The organism is Sphingomonas sp. NY01 (assembly GCF_038809135.1).
In the GTDB taxonomy this organism is placed as follows: domain Bacteria; phylum Pseudomonadota; class Alphaproteobacteria; order Sphingomonadales; family Sphingomonadaceae; genus Sphingomonas; species Sphingomonas carotinifaciens.
Window position 1 is genome coordinate 1794565 of sequence record NZ_CP101722.1, and the last position, 16337, is coordinate 1810901.

Genomic DNA, 16337 nt, shown 5'->3' on the forward strand with positions numbered 1-16337 from the left:
GGAAATTCCACCGATGTCCCTTTTCCGATACCTTCTCGCCACCGGCACCGCGCTCGCCGCGCTGGCCGCCACCCCCGCCCTCGCCGCGCCCCTCTCCACCGTCGACCGTAACGGCGCACAGGTCGCGATCGAGCCCTACGCCCCCAACATCGTCCGGGTGACGATCGCGCTCGACCGCACCCTCGCCGACGCCGCCCCCGGACCCGGTCCCAACGCCCCTGCCGACGCCACCGGCTGGGCCCACCGCACCGACCAGTCCGGCGACATCTTCGCCTCCTCCGCCATGACCCTCACCGTCAAGGCGCAGCCCTGGCCCGCCGCCCCCACCCAGATGCAGCGCTACTTCGCGCCCTCGCTCCCGCCCGTCGCCATCACCGTCACCCGCCCCGACGGCCGCCCGATCACCGAGATGACCGGCTGGGAAATGTCCCCCCATACGGTGAATGGCGAGCAGACGTTCCGGGTCGGCGCCAGCTTCGCGGTGCAGCCCGGCGAACATTATTACGGCCTCGGCCAGAACCAGGAAGGCGTGCTCGACCTGAAGGGCCGCACCATCGACTGCCGCCACAATTACGACGCGCCCGCCGGTGAAACCGTCTGCGTCCCCTTCATGGTCACCAACAAGGGCTATGGCATCGTCTGGGACAACCCGTCCGCGCTGAAGGTGATGCCCGGCCTCCACAACGCCACCCAGTGGCAGTCGGAGGTGGGCGAGCGCATCTCCTTCTTCGTCATCACCGGCGACACCACCGACCAGCTTTATGCCGGCTATGCCAGGCTGACCGGCGCCACCCCGCTGCCGCCCAAGGCCGCGTTCGGTCTGATCCAGTCCAAGGCGCGCTATGAAAGCCAGGCCGAGCTGATGGCCGTCGCCGACGGCTATCGCCAGCGCAACCTGCCGCTCGACGTCATGGTGCTGGACTGGTTCCACTGGACCCGCATGGGCCAGCTCGACATCGACCGCACCTATTTCCCGGATCCCAAGGGCATGAACGATCGCCTGAACGCGATGGGCATGCGCTCGATCCTCAGCGTCTGGCCGCGTTTCGAGCGGGAATCGCGCTACTACAACACGCTGGCGGCCAAGGGCTGGTTCCTTCACGACAAGGATGGCAGCGTGGTCGACGGCCTGCCGTTCCGTTCCGACCGCGCCGGCGCGCTGCTCGACACCACCAATCCGGAAACCGGCCAGTGGTTCTGGGAGCGCATCCGCGACAACCTCGCCTCGCAGGGCTTCGACTGGTTCTGGCTGGACGAGACCGAGCCGGATCTGGTGCCGGACGGCCATTTCTATTCGATCGGCTCGGGCGATCGCTATCACAACATCTATCCGCTCACCCACACCACGCCGGTGGCCGAGGGGTCGGCAAGGGATCGCCCGAACCTGCGCAACCTGATCCTTGCGCGCGCCGCCTATCTGGGCGTGCAGCGCAACGGCGCGCTGTTCTGGTCGTCGGACATCAAGTCGACCTGGGAAGCGCTGAAGCGCCAGGTGCCTGCCGGCCTTGGCTTTACCGCGACCGGCATGGCCTATTGGGGCAGCGACATCGGCGGCTGGCAGTGGCCGAACGGCCCCAAGGCCGAACGCCCGCTGCTGGTCGATCCCGCCGGCGCGACCGCGATGGCGCCCGACTATGCCGACTATCCCGAGCTGATGGTCCGCTGGTTCGGCTACAGCGTCTTCACGCCCACCCTGCGCATCCACGGCCAGCGTCCCGCCGCCTCGATCTGGGACTATGGCAAGGCGGCCGAGCCCGTTCTCGCCAACTTCCTGCGGCTGCGCTATTCGCTGATGCCCTATCTCTATGCGATGGGCCACCAGACCTATCAGACGGGCGCCCCGTTCATGCGCGCACTGTTCATGGACTTCCCGAACGATCCCAAGGTCGCGACGATCGGCGACCAGTATATGTTCGGCCCCGCCTTCCTCGTCGCCCCTGTCACCGATCAGGGCGTGACGAAGCGGCCGGTCTATCTGCCCGCCGGCGCCGACTGGTATGATTACTGGACCAACCGCCGCTACACCGGCGGCCAGACGATCGAGGTCGCCGCGCCCATCGATCAGGTGCCCCTGTTCGTCCGTGCCGGCTCAATCGTGCCGATGGGCGTGCAGGTGCCCAGCACCGCGACCAAGCAGCCGCTGGAGGCGATCCGCGTCTATCCAGGCCGCGATGTCAGCTTCACGCTGTACGACGATGACGGCACCACCAACGCCTACAAGAAGGCTGGTGGCGGCCGCTCTGCCACGCTGCGCTGGGACGACGCCGCGGGCCGCCTCACCGCCTCGGGCAAGCTGCCCACCGACCAGAACGCGGCAACGCTGGTCCAGGTGATCCGCCCGGCATCATAGGCGTTCACCCAACCCCGTTCGTGCTGAGCGAAGTCGAAGCGCAGCCACCAGCGCGTGGTCTTCGACTTCGCTCAAACCGAACGGACTTTGGAGCAGGTTTCAAAGATGGGGATCATCCCCTCCCTTCCCCGTTCGTGTCGAGTAGAGATCGAGTAGCTCCGCAGGAGCGTATCGAGGGCTCGTATCGAGACAGTGCCACCCGCGACGCCGTATCTCTCGATAAGAACGGATATTCCGGTCAAGGCTGGTATCCCCACACCAGCAATCACTGCCCGCCCGCGGCCATTTCCCCCATCGTCACATAATCCAGCTTCCCCGTGCCCAGCACCGGCAGCGCCGCGACCACGCGGATATCGCGCGGGATCGCCAGCTCGGTCACGCCATTGGCGCGCCCCCATGCCTGGAATGCCGCCGCCGCCGCATCGTGCTGCGTGGTGAACAGCACCAGTTGCTCGCCCTTGCGCGCATCCGGCCGCGTCACCACCGCATGATCGCCCTGCGGCCAGACCTTGGCGGCATATCCCTCCACCGCGGGCAGCGAGACCATTTCGCCGCCGATCTTGGCGAAGCGCTTGGCCCGCCCGCGGATCGCGACGAAGCCGGCGCGGTCGATCGTTACGATGTCGCCGCTGTCATGCCAGCCATCTTCTGGCGGTTGCAGCACGCCGGGCGCATCCGCCTTCAGATAGCCGGCCATGATGTTGGGCCCGCGGATCGACAGCCGCCCGCCGTCCGCGATCCCCGGCACCGCATCCAGCCGCGCCTCCATGCCAGGCAGCAACCGGCCAACGCTGCCCGCCTGGAAATGCATCGGCGTATTCACCGCGATCACCGGCGACGCCTCGGTCGCGCCATAGCCTTCCATGATCCGCAGGCCGAACTTGTGCGCATAGGTCGCACGCGTCTCGTCGCGCACCCGCTCTGCCCCGGCGAAGATGTAGCGCAGCGAATAGAAGTCATAGCCATGCGCCATCCGGGCATAGCCCGACAGGAACGTGTCGGTGCCGAACAGGATCGTCGCATTCGCGTCATAGGCCAGCGCCGGCACAATCCGATAATGCAGCGGGCTGGGATACAGCAACGTCTTCACCCCCGACAGGATCGGCAGCAGCGTGCCGCCGGTCAGCCCGAAGCTGTGGAACACCGGCAGCGCGTTCAGCACCACATCCGCCGAGTTGAAATCGATCCGCGCCGATAGCTGCAGGCAGTTGGACAGGAGGTTGCGGTGGGTCAGCACCACGCCCTTGGGCAGTCCTTCGGACCCGCTGGTGAACAGGATCACCGCCGGCGCCTCCGGCGACACCCCATGCCGACGGTGCAGCCGCCCCGCAAAGCGTGTCGCGATCAGCGCGTGCAGCTTGGCCAGCGTACCGATGCCGGCACCGATATCCTCCAGATAATGGACGCGCAGCCCCGCCGATTCCAGTCCGGCGACCACCTCGCCCAGCTTCGCCTGCGTGACGAAGGCGCGCGCGGTGATGATGCTGCGTATCTCCGCCGCGGTGCACGCCGCCTTCAGGTTGGTCAGCCCGGCCGTGTAGTTCAGCACGGCCGGCACCCGGCCGATGCCCTGCAAGGCGAAGAACGTCGCCACCACCGCATTCACATTGGGCAACAGCACGCCCACCGCCTCGCCCCGCGTGGTGAACGGCGCGAACGCGCGGCCCAGCGCGATGCTGCCGGTCAGCAACCGGCCGTAACGCATCGGCTCGCGCTTCACGTCCTCCACCGCCGCGGCACGCGCGCCGTGGATATCCTTGGCGTCGATCAGCGCCTGGTACAGCGTCCGGTCCGTGTTCGACGTGGCAAAGATCATCTCGCTCATCACGTCGTACAGCTTGGCGCCCGCCGCCGCGCGGCGCTGCCGGGCGGTGTCACCCTCCACCACGAAGCGGCGCGGCGGCAGGATGGTCAGGTCGATCTTCGGGAACATCCGCAGCCGCACCTTGCCGCGCAGGCGCGAGAACGGGGAATATTGCGCCCCGTCGATGCGCACCGGCACGATCGGCGCATCCGCCTTGTCAGCGATCATGCCGGGACCGTCGAATACCTTCATCAACGCGCCGGTCACCGTGATCCGCCCCTCGGGAAAGATCACCAGCGTCCGCTCCTCGCGCACCGCCTTGACCATCGCCTTGGCCGCCATCGGGTTCGTCGGGTCGACCGGAAAGGCGTCGAACATGCCCAGGAACGGCCGCACCCACCACGCCCGCGCGATCCGCGTCGCCACCGCAAAGGTCGGCTTGCCCGGCAGGAACGCCGCCAGCAACAACCCGTCGAGGAACGACACATGGTTGACCACCAGGATCGCCCGCTCGCCGGGCTTGGGCATATGCTCCGCCCCGTGCACCTCGACCCGGTACACCAGCACCAGCAGCGCGCGGATCAGCGCCTTGAACACCGTCTCGGGCAGCAGCCAGCACGAGATCAGCGCGATGGCGAGGGTGGCGAAGCCCATCGCCCCGACCACCCCCGGCACGCTGGTCCCGTTTGCCAGCAAGGCGGTGACCACCGCCACCATCGCCACGGTAACGAACGCGTTGACGATATTGTTCGCCGCGATGATCCGCGAGCGTTCGGCGGCTGCGCTGTACACCTGCAGGATGGCGTAGAGCGGCACGATGAACATGCCCCCGGCAAAGGCGATGCCGGTCAGCGCGATCAGGATATGCCAGCTACCACCGGTGGCAAGGAACGCGGCGACATCGGCGCGGCTAGTGACCGGCACGAAACCGCGCGTCGCGATCCACAGGTCGATCAGGAACACCGCCATGCCCAGCGCCGCCCCCGGCACGTAGCGCGCCGACACCTCGCCCCCCAGCAGCCGGTTGACCATCAGCGATCCCGCCGCGACCGATACGGAGAAGACCAGCAGGAACAGCGTCACCACGCCCGGCCCGGCGTGCAGCGTTCCGCTGACCAGCGGCGCGAACTCGGACAACAGGATCGCGCCCACCGAAAAGAACCAGCTTATCCCCAGGATCGCCAGCCACACGCCCCGGCCCGCCCTGGCGACGGTCAGGATCTTCCATGTCCCCTTCAAGATGTTGCGCTCGATGCGCAGGTCGGGCGCGGCGGCGGGCGCGGAGGGTACCGCCAGGCTCGCCACGAAGCCCAGCACCGCCACGCCCGTCGCCACCAGCCCCGCTTCCCAGGCCGGGATCACTCCGCCCAGCAACTGCCCGGCCAGGATCGCCAGAAACGTACCCGCCTCGATCAGGCCGGTACCGCCCATCACCTCATGCTGGCGCAGATGCTGCGGCAGGATCGAATATTTGACCGGCCCGAACAGCGTCGAATGCACGCCCATCAGGAACAGGCAGGCGAGCAGCACCGGGATCGACTGGAGCCAGAACCCGCCCAGTGCCAGCATCATGATGCCGATTTCCGCCGCCTTGACCGCACGGACCAGCACCGCCTTGTCGTATTTGTCGGCAAGCTGCCCGGCCAGCGCGGACAACAGGAAATAGGGCAGGATGAACAGGCCGGTCGCGATCGTCGCCAGCAGCTCCGCCTTTTCCGGTGCTGCCGCGTACAGCCCGAAATTGGCCAGGAACAGCAGCGCGAACTTCAGCAGATTGTCGTTGAAGGCGCCCAGGAACTGGACGACGAACAGCGGCGCGAAACGGCGCTTGCCAAGCAGCGACAGGTCAGGTGCGGACATGGATGACGACTCCTCCGGGACGCTTGGACCTACCACAAATTGAACACCGCTCAATAGCTAAATTGCGCAGCGCTCAATTTCATGGTAGTGCGGCCACATGGGCAGACGATCGGACCACAGCCGCGACGAACTGGAAGCGTTGATCCTGGACGCCGGGGCAGCACTAGTGGCGGAGGTCGGCCTCGCCGGCTTCTCGGCGCGTGAGGTGGCTCGGCGGATCGGCTATTCAATCGGCACGATCCACAATGTCTTCGGCACCTCGGACCGGCTGATCGCCGCGATCAACTCGCGCAGCTTTGCGCTATGGGCGGCATATCTGCGCGAACGGCTCGACGCCGGGGGTGACAGCGATCGCATCGCCACGCTGGTGAACGGCTATTTCGGCTTTGCGCGTGCGCACCCCAATTTGTGGACCGCGATCTACGATCACCGCCTGCCTGCCGAGGCGTCACTTTCCGAACAGGATCAACAGGCTCGGGGCGTGCTGACCGAGATCGTCATTGCCGAGGTCGCGCACGCCCTCGACACCTCCCCCGACGCCCCTGTCGCCGCCCTTGCCCGCTCCCTCATCGCCACCGTCCACGGCCACTGCGCCTTCGCCATCACCGGCGCCTGGGCCCTCATGGGCGAAGCCGCCCCGGAGATCGCCGCCCTTGCCCGGGTCCGCGAAGCCCTCGCCGGACACGCCCGCCGCTAGCGCCTACTCCCGCGGATCGATCGACCACTCCCACATCGCCGCATCACCCACCGGCGCCACCACCCGCAAATACCGCGCCGTCGTCGCGTGCGGCACCTCGATCGGGGAGCCCTGCCGCTCGGCCACGGGTGCGACCATGCGCCAGCGCCGCCCATCCTGCGATGCCTCGATTCCGAAACGATAAGGCCGGTTCGCATATTCCGGCCGTATCCGGCTGCCCTTTACAGCCTGCGCCCGTCCCAGATCCGCGACCAGCATCACCGGCTGGCCCGCGACCGGCTGCCACAACGTGGCATAGTTATCATCCGCAGCGTTTTCGGGCGATGCGCTGCCCGACGCCCGCCAACGCAGCCCCACCGAGCGTTTCGGCGCAGACCCCGCCACCGCGCTGCCATGCGAAGGCACCACCTTGGCGATCACGCCATCCGCCTCGAGCGTCAGCGGGTCGACCGCCACCTGCCGCAACACCGTGTCGCCCCCCTTGGGAAACGGCAAAGACTGTCGGTGATACAGGATGTACGACCGCCCCTCGGATCGGAACACGCTGTGATGGCCGGGGCTGATCACATCCCTTGCCCGATCGGTCTCCAGGATCGGGCTCGTCGCGCCCTCGCGAAACGGGCCGAGCGGTGACGTACCGACCGCGTAGCGGACCTTGTACGTGTCCTTGGTCGTGTTGCCGTCGCTATAGGTCAGCAGGTAATGGCGCCCCGCCTTCACCATGAACGGCGCTTCGAAATAATTGGCCGGCGTCACATCGCGCGGCGGCCCATCGAACGTCACCATATCCGGCTTCAGCCGGACGACGAAGCAATGGCCGTTCGTCCAGTTCAGGCCCGATCCCCAATACAGGTAGGCACGTCCGTCGTCGTCGACGAATGCCTCCGCATCGATCATGTGATATTCCGGCGCGAAATCCCTCGCGATCAATGACCGTCCGCCATTGGCGTCGCGCCACGGTCCGGCGGGCGCGTCGGCGGTGCCGACCCAAACCTCGCTGCCGACCGAGACATACATGTACCACCGCCCATTCGGCGCCTTCACCACCGAGGGCGCCCAGACCTTGGCATCGCCCGACGTCGGGCCGGTTGCCGCCTCCTTGGTCGGCCAGTTCGGCGTGGTGAATGTCCAGTCGCGGCCATTGTCGGAAGACCACAGCCCCAGCCGATCGTCACCCCAGGGATCGATGGTGGCAAAGATATACCAACGTCCCTTGTCCCGGACGATCGACGGGTCGGCAAAATAGCCGGGAAGCAGCGGATTGCCCGCGCCCGCCATGTTCCAGCGCGACACCGGCACATCCGCCGCCCCGGCCATTGCGCCACCGGTCAGCAGCAGGGCAGCCGGCATTGCGAAACGCGAAAGAAAAGGCCGGCCCATCATTCCACCCCCGTTGCCTGCGCCGGACGAGCTTTTGCGGGTGTCGTTCCGTCTCCGGCAAATGGAGTGAGGCGGAAGCTGACCCGCGTCGGCTCGGCGCGCGTGCGATATTCCGGCAGTGGCAGGCCGAAGTCGCTCCACTGTGTATCGCCACCCACGCCCCATTGTGCGGAATCGACCAGCAACGTGACCTGCCCGTGCGGGACGATATCGGTCGATTTCCAGCTGCCCGGCTCCTTGCGATCCAGATCGGCATAGGGAAAGGCGAGCGCGTTCATCATCAACGGCCGATCGCCTTCGACGCGCACGCCCCGCCCTGCGCCGGACAATTCCATCCAGCGGACATCCACCTTGTTCCCCGTCTCCTGCGGCCGGATATAGTCGTGGTTCTGCGCGGCGATCGCCCCGCGCCACAGGCCGATCGGGGCCGAGGTCTTACGGTCGACATAGCTTTCATGCGGGCCGCGCCCATACCATTCCACCGTGGTGACATCGGTCGGCAACGCAAATGCCAATCCGACCCGGAACGGCGGCGGCAAGCCGTCCTTCACCGGGGTCAGCGCACCATCGACCGCCACCGATCCATCGCCGGCCATCGTGTAGCGCGTCTCGAACGTCGCAGCACCATCGCCCAGATCGAACGTCACGATCACCGCATCGCCCGCGACCCGGACCGAACGGACGCGCCGCGTCTCGCTCATCGCCTTCCACGGAGCCATTTCGCCCGCACTGCCGACGCCCAGATCATTGTCGGTCACCGCGCGCCAGAAATGTGGTGCGCCCCCGGTGGTCAATTCCCGTCCATCCTTGGTGTAGCGACGGATCAGCCCGGTCGATCGGTCGATCTCCAACGAAGCCCCTGCCGCCCGCATCGTCACCGTATCCGCGGACTGCGTCACGGCCACATTGCCCGCGGCCGTCGGCGCAACAGCGGCGGGCGGCGTGGCCAGGGCGAATTGCTCGAACCCGATCTCCGTGCCGCCCGGCACCAGGGGGACCGCGCCGTCGCGGGCTCGTACCCGGATCGTGGCGAAATATTCCGCACCGGCCTTGCGCGCGACGCCGGCCAGCGGCAGCGTGATCGTCTCCGCCCCCCGCGCCGCCGTCGACAAGGGAGGCAGCTTGCCCGAGGCAACGGCAACGCCGTTCTCCAGCACCTCCCATTCCATAGCAAAGCCAGACAGATCGCGGAAATCATGGCGGTTGCGCACCGTCACCCGGCCGCTTGCGGGATCGAAGCCATCGAACTGAACCGGCGAATAGACCTTGCGCAGTTCATACAGATGCGGGTTCGGCGTCCGATCGGATTGCAGCAGGCCGTCACCGAATTCGATGTCGCCACCCGGATTGGGGCCGTATTCCCCACCATCACCCCAATAGCGGCGCCCATCCTTGGTGTAGCGGTACATGGACTGGTCCACCCAGTCCCAGACGAAGCCGCCCTGCAACTTCTCGGGATGGGCATAGATCGTGTCCCAATACTCCTTGATGTTGCCGCCTGAATTGCCCATGACGTGCAGATATTCGCACTGGATCATCGGCTGCTTGAAATTCCAGTTGCGGGCGTAATCGTCCATCTTGACCGCCGGATCGTACATCGGCGCATAGATGTCGGCGTACCAGTTGGGCCGGTGGTCGCTGATCCCGCCCCATGTTCCCCATCCCAGATAGCTGATCAACCGCCCCGGATCGCGCGTCTTGGCAGCAGCGGCGGCGGCTTCGAAATTCGGCCCGATGCCCGCCTCGTTGCCGAGCGACCAGAAGATGACGGAAGGGTGGTTCTTGTCGCGCTCCACCATGTTGGTGACGCGGCTGACATGCGCCTCGCGCCATGCCGGGTCGAAGCCGAGTTGATATTTGGCGCGTTGCCGCGGCACGCGGTTCGCATAATCCATATAGGCGTGGCTCTCGATATTGGCCTCGTCCATGACGTACAGGCCGTATCGATCGGCCAGCTCGTAGAGATAGGGATCGTTGGGATAGTGCGAGGTGCGGATCGCGTTGATGTTGTTGCGCTTCATCACGCGCACATCGCGTTCCATCGACTCCCGGCTGATGACGTGGAACGTCTCGGGATCATGCTCGTGCCGGTTCACGCCGCGAATGGTGATCGGCCGTCCGTTGATGCTGACCAACCCGTCCTTGATTGCGACGGTGCGAAAACCGATGCGTCGCGCCGTCGACTGGACCACCGTGCCGCGATTATCCAGCAATTCGGTCACCAGCGTGTAAAGCTCGGGCGTCTCCGCAGTCCATGCGCGCACCTGCGGCACCTGGCCGGACAGCGTCACCCGCCGTGCCTGGCCCTTGGGCACCACCTGGTTCGCGGTCAGCACCTGCCGATCACCGTCGAGCAGCACGATCCGCGCCGTCGCCGCCTCCGCGCCCGTCACTGCGACGTCGACCGACAACCGGCCGTCGCGATTGGCATCGTCCAGCCCGGCACGCACGAACGTGTCCGCGATCCGCGTGCGCGGCACCGCCATCAGGTAGACCGACCGCTCGATTCCCGACACGCGCCAGAAATCCTGATCCTCCAGATAGCTGCCATCCGACCAGCGATACACCTGTATCGCCACCGTGTTCCGCCCCGGCTTCACGAAACGGGTCACGTCGAACGCGCTGGGCAGCTTGGAGTCCTCGGAGTATCCGACCTTCTGCCCGTTGACCCAGACATAGTATGCCGAGCCCGCCGCGCCGATCTGCAACACCACGTCCTGCCCCGCCCAGTCGGCGGGCAAGGTGATGTCGCGCCGATACGACCCCACCGGATTGGTCTCGTGCGGGATCAGCGGGCGGTTCGCCGGGAAGGGGTAGGCGATGTTGTTGTACCGCGCCTGGTCATAGCCCTGCGCCTGCCAGTCGGCGGGCACCTTGATGCTCTTCCACGCCGACACGTCGTAATCGGGTCGCTCGAATCCGTCGGGCAACCGGTCCGCGCCGGGTGAGAAGGCGAACTTCCACTCGCCGTCCAGCGACAGATACCGTCGCGAATCCGCCTCGACGCCGGCCAGTGCCTGCCGGCGTGTCTCGAACGGAAAGCCGGTCGCACTGGCGGGCAGTTTGTTGCGCGCGAAGACCGCCGGGTTTTCCCAGTCGGGGCGGGATGGGTCGACCTGCACCGGCTGCACTTGCGGGCCATCCTGCGCCTGCACGACGCTCGCCATCGCAAGCACCGACGCGGCACCTGCCGCCAGCCTGAAGATCCGCATTGCCCCCCCCTTTATCGAACAGCCGCTATCTAGACGACTTGCCTGACAAAATACATCCTACAAGTTTGCTCAACCGATTGATAGGGCCAAGATGTTGAATTAGCCGGTCACTTGGCCCGAATACACGCGCAGATCAGCGCTTGGCCAACGAAGCTTGCCCCACCCTCATCAGCTCTGCACCGCCGGGTCGCGCGCCGGGCTGGACGCAGTCATCATACGCATCTCGTACAGCACGGCATCATCCTGCAACGCGGTGACCATCACCTCGGCCTGCGGCTTGGTGCCGTTACCGGGCACGGGATAATCGATCGCGGCGAAATGCCCCCCCCCACCTTCGACCTGCTGGCCGGCGCCCAGCGGCTGCCCATCCACACTGATGCCGATCTTCCGATCGGCATCCCCCCGCGCGACCAGTACGCGCAGCACCGCCGCGCCGGGACGCCGCGCCAGCACCATCCGCATCGACTCGCCCGGGCGCAGACGCCGTGCGGAACGCCCGCTCCAGTTCACCACCTCGCTATGCTCCGACCGGAACTGGTGGTCGCGTTCGGGCTGCATCTCGCCCAGATGGATGATGTCCGACGTGCGCCGGGCAAGCGTGCGCGCCTCCTCCTGCGCCTGCACATATCCCGCCTTGGCACCCGCCCATCCGGCGGGGGTGAAGGTCGGGAAATACACCGCCGCGCGCCGGTCATATTGCGAGAAGAACGGTTTGAAGGTCAGCGCCTCGTCCAGCGCCCCCACCGCCCGGAACTGCCCTGCACCACCCGCCGGCACCAGGGCACCCGTCGCGGCCGATGCGGTGACCAGCGCCGGCCCCACGCCCTCGAACTGCGCGTCCGCCGGCCCCATGTCCGCCGCCAGCACCAGCGGCCCGTAGGTAAACGCCACCATCGAGGCATCCCCCGGCGTCGGGTGCGACGCCACCGCCATCGGCAGCGTCACCTTCACCACGTCCCCGGCCCGCCAACGCCGCTCCAGCACCGCATAGCCATCCCGCAGCACCGGGCGGGCCGCCACGTCGTTCACCGTCAGCACCGGCGCCTTCGCCCAACCCGGCAACCGTATGGCGAGCGCCTGCGCCGCGCGTGGCGCCCGCTTCACGGTCAGCGTCGCACGGCCCTCCAGCGGCATCGCCGTATCCATCGACACCGCCAGCCCCCGCTCCGGCCAGTCCAGTTCGGACGGGATGAACAGGTTCACGTACAGCGTCCTGGCGTCGCTCCACCAGATCGAGTCCGCATGCTTGGCATGGCTTTCCATTCCCGATCCGACGCAGCACCAGAAGCTGTCTTCGGGACTGGAGAATACCCGGCGCGCGCCCGCGGCGAGCGGCATGAAATACACGAACTGACCGGTATCCGGCCGCTGATGCGCCATGATGTGGTTGAGCTGCACCTGCTCGTAGAAATCGAACCAGCGCGCATCGGGCTGCCAGCTATACAGATGCCGGGTCAGCTTCATCATGTTGTAGCTGTTGCACGCCTCGCATGTCGCCTCGGTGATGCGACCGGCCAGTTGATCGGGTTGGCCGAAATGCTCGCGCTCGGAATTGCCGCCGATGATGTAGCTGTGATGCTGCGTCACCCGTTCGTGAAAGAAGCGCGGGGCGACCATATGCGCCGGGTTGCCCGTCACCTCGTGCAGCCGTGCCAGGCCGATCACCTTCGGTATCTGCGTATTGGCATGCAGGCCCGCCAGCCTGTCCTGCCGCGCGGCGAGGGGATCGAGTACCGCCTTGTGCCGGATCTTCTCGGCCATGCGCAGCCAGCGCGGATCGCCGGTCAGGGCATAGGTTTCCGCATAAGTCTCGTTCAGCCCGCCATGCTCGGCGTGCAGCACCCGCTGCATCTGCGCGTCGTCGAGCGGCTCCAGCACGCCGGCCAGATAGCCGGCCAATCCCAGCATGATCGGCATCGCCCGCGGATTGCGCGCCAGCACATGTGCGTCGATCAGCCCGGCATGGACCTTGTGCCACGTATAGAGCGGCACCCATCCGCCGTTCAGGTCAAACCCCCCGGTGCGGATATCGCCGCGCCGTACCTCCTCGAACACGACCTTGCCGTCGACCGTCTTGCCGTCGCGCTCCACCGTGGTGCCGCCGCAATAGCCGTCGCCGTGCGCGGCCTGGATACGCGCCATTTCGGCCAGCGCATGATCCAGCCGCGCCGCCACCTCACGATCGCCCGTATTCCCCACCACCAGCGCGCATGCGGTCAACCAATGGCCCAGCGAGTGGCCGGCGATGCCCATCGCCTCCCAGCCGCCATAGACCGGCTTGGGTGCCGGCAGGCCGGCCGATTGGTAGAAATTGTGCAGCAACCGCTCGGGATCGAGGGCCAGCAGATAGCGGCGGTTCGCCTCGAACGCGTCGGCAAAGGGCGACGGCTTCAACCGCACATAACGCGCCAGCACCGGCTCGACCCGGCGGCTGCGCATGACGGGTAACTCCGCCCAAGCCGCCGGCGCCAACGCCACGACGCTTGCGCTGGCCAACAGGGAACGACGGGAAAGCAACATCGCCAAAACCTCTCCATGGCCGGGTGCCCGCATCGTGCGTCCGACTTACATGGACGGGCACCGGCCTTGAAGGAAAGGGTAAGGAAATGTCAGAGTATTGCAAGGCGGAGTTGGCGATCCCCGCCGCAAAGAAGGGGTTCGCCTAACCGACGTTCACGCCAAAGTTCCGCGCCATTGGCGCAAGGCCGCCCCTATATCCTTGACCTACCGCGCGAAACTTCCACTCGCCATTGTGACGATAAACTTCACCGAAAATCATCGCCGTTTCCGTCGATGCATCCTCCGACAGGTCGTAACGCGCGATCTCGCGCCCGGTGACATCGTTGACGACTCGGATGAACGCGTTGGAGACCATGCCGAAGCTCTGCCGGCGCTGCTCGCCTTCATGGATCGTCACCGATACCGCGATCTTCTGCACGTCGGATGGAACGGTCGCCAGGTCGACCTTCAACGCCTCATCGTCGCCGTCGCCCTCGCCGGTGCGATTGTCACCGGTATGCTCGACCGAGCCGTCCGCGGAACGCAGATTATTGTAGAAAATGAAATCGGCATCGCCGCGCACCCGGTCGCCCGTTCCCAGAAGGAAGGCGCTGGCATCCAGATCGAAGTCGGTACCATCGGTGGTACGCGTGTCCCAGCCCAGTCCGATCAGAATGCGCGAAAGGCCGGGTTCCTCCTTCGACAAGCTGACATTGCCACCCTTGGACAGGCTTACGGACATCGGTGTTTCTCCATCATCGGCAGGTCATGGGAAGATCGCCCATCACCGAACGCGCGGCGCACGCATTCCGGTTCCCCAGCGCGGGCGATGCTTCCCATGCCGTCGTTTATGCGCGCAGCGCCTTTACCGCATGATCCGCGGCGCGCGCGGTCAGGGCCATGAAGGTCAGCGACGGGTTGACGCAGGCGATCGATGCCATCTGCGCGCCGTCCGTGACATACAGGTTGCTGGCATCATGCGCCTGGCTCCATCCATTCAGCACGGACTTGCGCGGGTCGCGTCCCATGCGCGCGCCGCCCATCTCGTGGATCGCGTCACCCGGCACATGCTCGCTTTCCCAGCTATGCACGTTGGTCAGGCCCGCCTCGCGCAGCATCGCCTCGCCCTGCGTCCGGGCGTCCGCCATCATCTTCAACTCATTGTCGCGGAAGCGCACGTCGAAGCGCATCAGCGGCACGCCGAAGCGGTCCACCTTGTTCGCGTGCAGCGACACGCGGTTGTCCGCATAGGGCAGGCATTCGCCAAACGCGCCCATGCCGAACTTCCACGGGCCATAACGGCGCATGCCATGTTTCATCGACGCGCCGAAGCCGACCGGCTCCGACACTTCACGCCGCGCGCTGCCCTGATACCCATAGCCGCGGCGGAACCCGACCCCCTCGTCGCCACCGATGTTGCGGAACCGCGGCACATAGACGCCACCCGGCCGGCGGCCATATTCGATGAACTCCTCCATCCCCGGAATGTCGCCGCCGACGCCGACGCGGAAGATATGGTCCATCACATAGGCGCCCAGCGTGCCATTGCTGTCGAAATGGCTGCGCCCGGTGCGGGCATCGCGCGAGTTCATCAGGATCTGGGTCGATGCGATCGCCGATGCGCACAGGAATACCAGGTCGGCCGACACGACCTCCGCCTGTCCGGTATTGGCATCGACATAGCGGACGCCCGTCACCCGCTTGCGCGCCTTGTCATATTCCAGATTGGTCACCACGGCATCGGACTTCAGCGTCAGCTTGCCCGTCGCGCGCGCGGCCGGCAGCGTCACCGCCTGTGTCGAGAAATAGGCGCCGAACGAGCAACCATTGCTGCACTGGTTGCGATACTGGCACTTGGTGCGGTTCTGATCGGGCTTGTCCTCCGTCATGTTGGACAGGCGCGTGTTGATCAGCTTGCGGCCCGGGAACTTCGACTCCAGCCGTCCCTTCAGCCACGTCTCGGCGACGTTCATCGGCATCGGCGGCTGGAATTCGCTGTCCGGCAGATAGGGCAGGTTCTCGCGCGATCCCGACACGCCGATATATTTCTCGACATAGGAATACCAGGGCGCGACATCGTCATACCCGATCGGCCATTCGCCATCGATGCCGTCGCGCTTGTTCGCGTCGAAATCCTCCGGCGCCCAGCGAAAGCTCCACCGGCCCCAGATCAGCGACTTGCCGCCGACCGCCGCCGGGCGGATCCAATAAAAGGGGCTGCCCTCGCCATACGCATAGGGGTTGGCCTTGTCGTCATTGTAGAAGGCCTGGTTGCTGGGCGCGACATAGCCGTGCTTGGCGATGAAATAGTTACTTTCGATCAGCGGCTTGGGCATGATGTTGCGCGCCGGCACCTCATAGGCCGGCTTGCCGTCATAGGTGTAGCCCTCGCCATGCTCCACCATCCGGCCACGGTCGAGCATCAGGACGCGAAGGCCCTTTTCGGTCAATTCCTTGGCGGCAAACCCGCCGCTCACGCCCGAACCGATGACGACTGCGTCGAACCTGTTGGTCGATGCCATGATTGTCCTCTCC

General features: G+C 66.1%; 8 protein-coding genes. 2 read left to right on the plus strand and 6 right to left on the minus strand.

All coding sequences use genetic code 11. From position 1 onward, the window contains the following. The first annotated feature begins 13 nt into the window (after positions 1–13). The gene (locus tag NPJ82_RS08780) at positions 14–2350 is read left to right on the plus strand and encodes a glycoside hydrolase family 31 protein (protein WP_342657048.1); all 2337 of its coding nucleotides are present in this window, start codon (positions 14–16) and stop codon (positions 2348–2350) included. Between the two features lie 265 nt (positions 2351–2615). Here NPJ82_RS08780 and NPJ82_RS08785 read toward each other — a convergent pair whose 3' ends face one another. Beyond that, positions 2616–6014 carry an acyl-[ACP]--phospholipid O-acyltransferase gene (locus tag NPJ82_RS08785; protein WP_342657049.1) on the minus strand — a complete coding sequence of 1133 codons (3399 nt, stop codon included), beginning with the start codon at positions 6012–6014 and terminating at the stop codon, positions 2616–2618. A gap of 97 nt (positions 6015–6111) precedes the next feature. On the opposite strand from NPJ82_RS08785, the gene NPJ82_RS08790 reads away from it, so the two are divergent. Next, a complete protein-coding gene (locus NPJ82_RS08790) occupies positions 6112–6711 on the plus strand; it encodes a TetR/AcrR family transcriptional regulator (RefSeq protein ID WP_342657050.1) in 600 nt (199 codons plus the stop codon). A 3-nt stretch (positions 6712–6714) separates the two neighbouring features. Here the strand turns inward: NPJ82_RS08790 and NPJ82_RS08795 are convergent, their stop codons facing one another. The 5 genes from NPJ82_RS08795 to NPJ82_RS08815 all read right to left on the minus strand — a co-directional run bounded on the left by NPJ82_RS08795 (position 6715) and on the right by NPJ82_RS08815 (position 16324). After that, positions 6715–8061 carry a family 43 glycosylhydrolase gene (locus NPJ82_RS08795; RefSeq protein ID WP_342657051.1) on the minus strand — a complete coding sequence of 449 codons (1347 nt, stop codon included), beginning with the start codon at positions 8059–8061 and terminating at the stop codon, positions 6715–6717. A gap of 29 nt (positions 8062–8090) precedes the next feature. After that, positions 8091–11303, minus strand: coding sequence for a glycoside hydrolase family 2 TIM barrel-domain containing protein (locus NPJ82_RS08800; RefSeq protein WP_342657052.1), 3213 nt, complete (start codon positions 11301–11303; stop codon positions 8091–8093). 168 nt (positions 11304–11471) lie between these two features. Beyond that, complete coding sequence (locus NPJ82_RS08805; RefSeq protein ID WP_342657053.1) at positions 11472–13742, minus strand: glycoside hydrolase family 127 protein; 2271 nt, start codon at positions 13740–13742, stop codon at positions 11472–11474. Between the two features lie 223 nt (positions 13743–13965). Then, a complete protein-coding gene (locus NPJ82_RS08810; protein WP_342657054.1) occupies positions 13966–14544 on the minus strand; it encodes a TerD family protein in 579 nt (192 codons plus the stop codon). A 106-nt stretch (positions 14545–14650) separates the two neighbouring features. Continuing rightward, positions 14651–16324: a GMC family oxidoreductase gene (locus tag NPJ82_RS08815; RefSeq protein WP_112383270.1), complete on the minus strand. Its 1674-nt coding sequence runs from the start codon at positions 16322–16324 to the stop codon at positions 14651–14653. Positions 16325–16337 lie beyond the last annotated feature (13 nt).

Coding starts and splice junctions, on each gene's coding strand:
- NPJ82_RS08780 (WP_342657048.1), top strand. CDS start 14: ATGTCCCTTTTCCGATACCTTCTCGCCACCGGCACCGCGCTCGCCGCG.
- NPJ82_RS08815 (WP_112383270.1), bottom strand. CDS start 16,324: ATGGCATCGACCAACAGGTTCGACGCAGTCGTCATCGGTTCGGGCGTG.
- NPJ82_RS08810 (WP_342657054.1), bottom strand. CDS start 14,544: ATGTCCGTAAGCCTGTCCAAGGGTGGCAATGTCAGCTTGTCGAAGGAG.
- NPJ82_RS08795 (WP_342657051.1), bottom strand. CDS start 8,061: ATGCCGGCTGCCCTGCTGCTGACCGGTGGCGCAATGGCCGGGGCGGCG.
- NPJ82_RS08800 (WP_342657052.1), bottom strand. CDS start 11,303: ATGCGGATCTTCAGGCTGGCGGCAGGTGCCGCGTCGGTGCTTGCGATG.
- NPJ82_RS08805 (WP_342657053.1), bottom strand. CDS start 13,742: ATGCGCAGCCGCCGGGTCGAGCCGGTGCTGGCGCGTTATGTGCGGTTG.
- NPJ82_RS08790 (WP_342657050.1), top strand. CDS start 6,112: ATGGGCAGACGATCGGACCACAGCCGCGACGAACTGGAAGCGTTGATC.
- NPJ82_RS08785 (WP_342657049.1), bottom strand. CDS start 6,014: ATGTCCGCACCTGACCTGTCGCTGCTTGGCAAGCGCCGTTTCGCGCCG.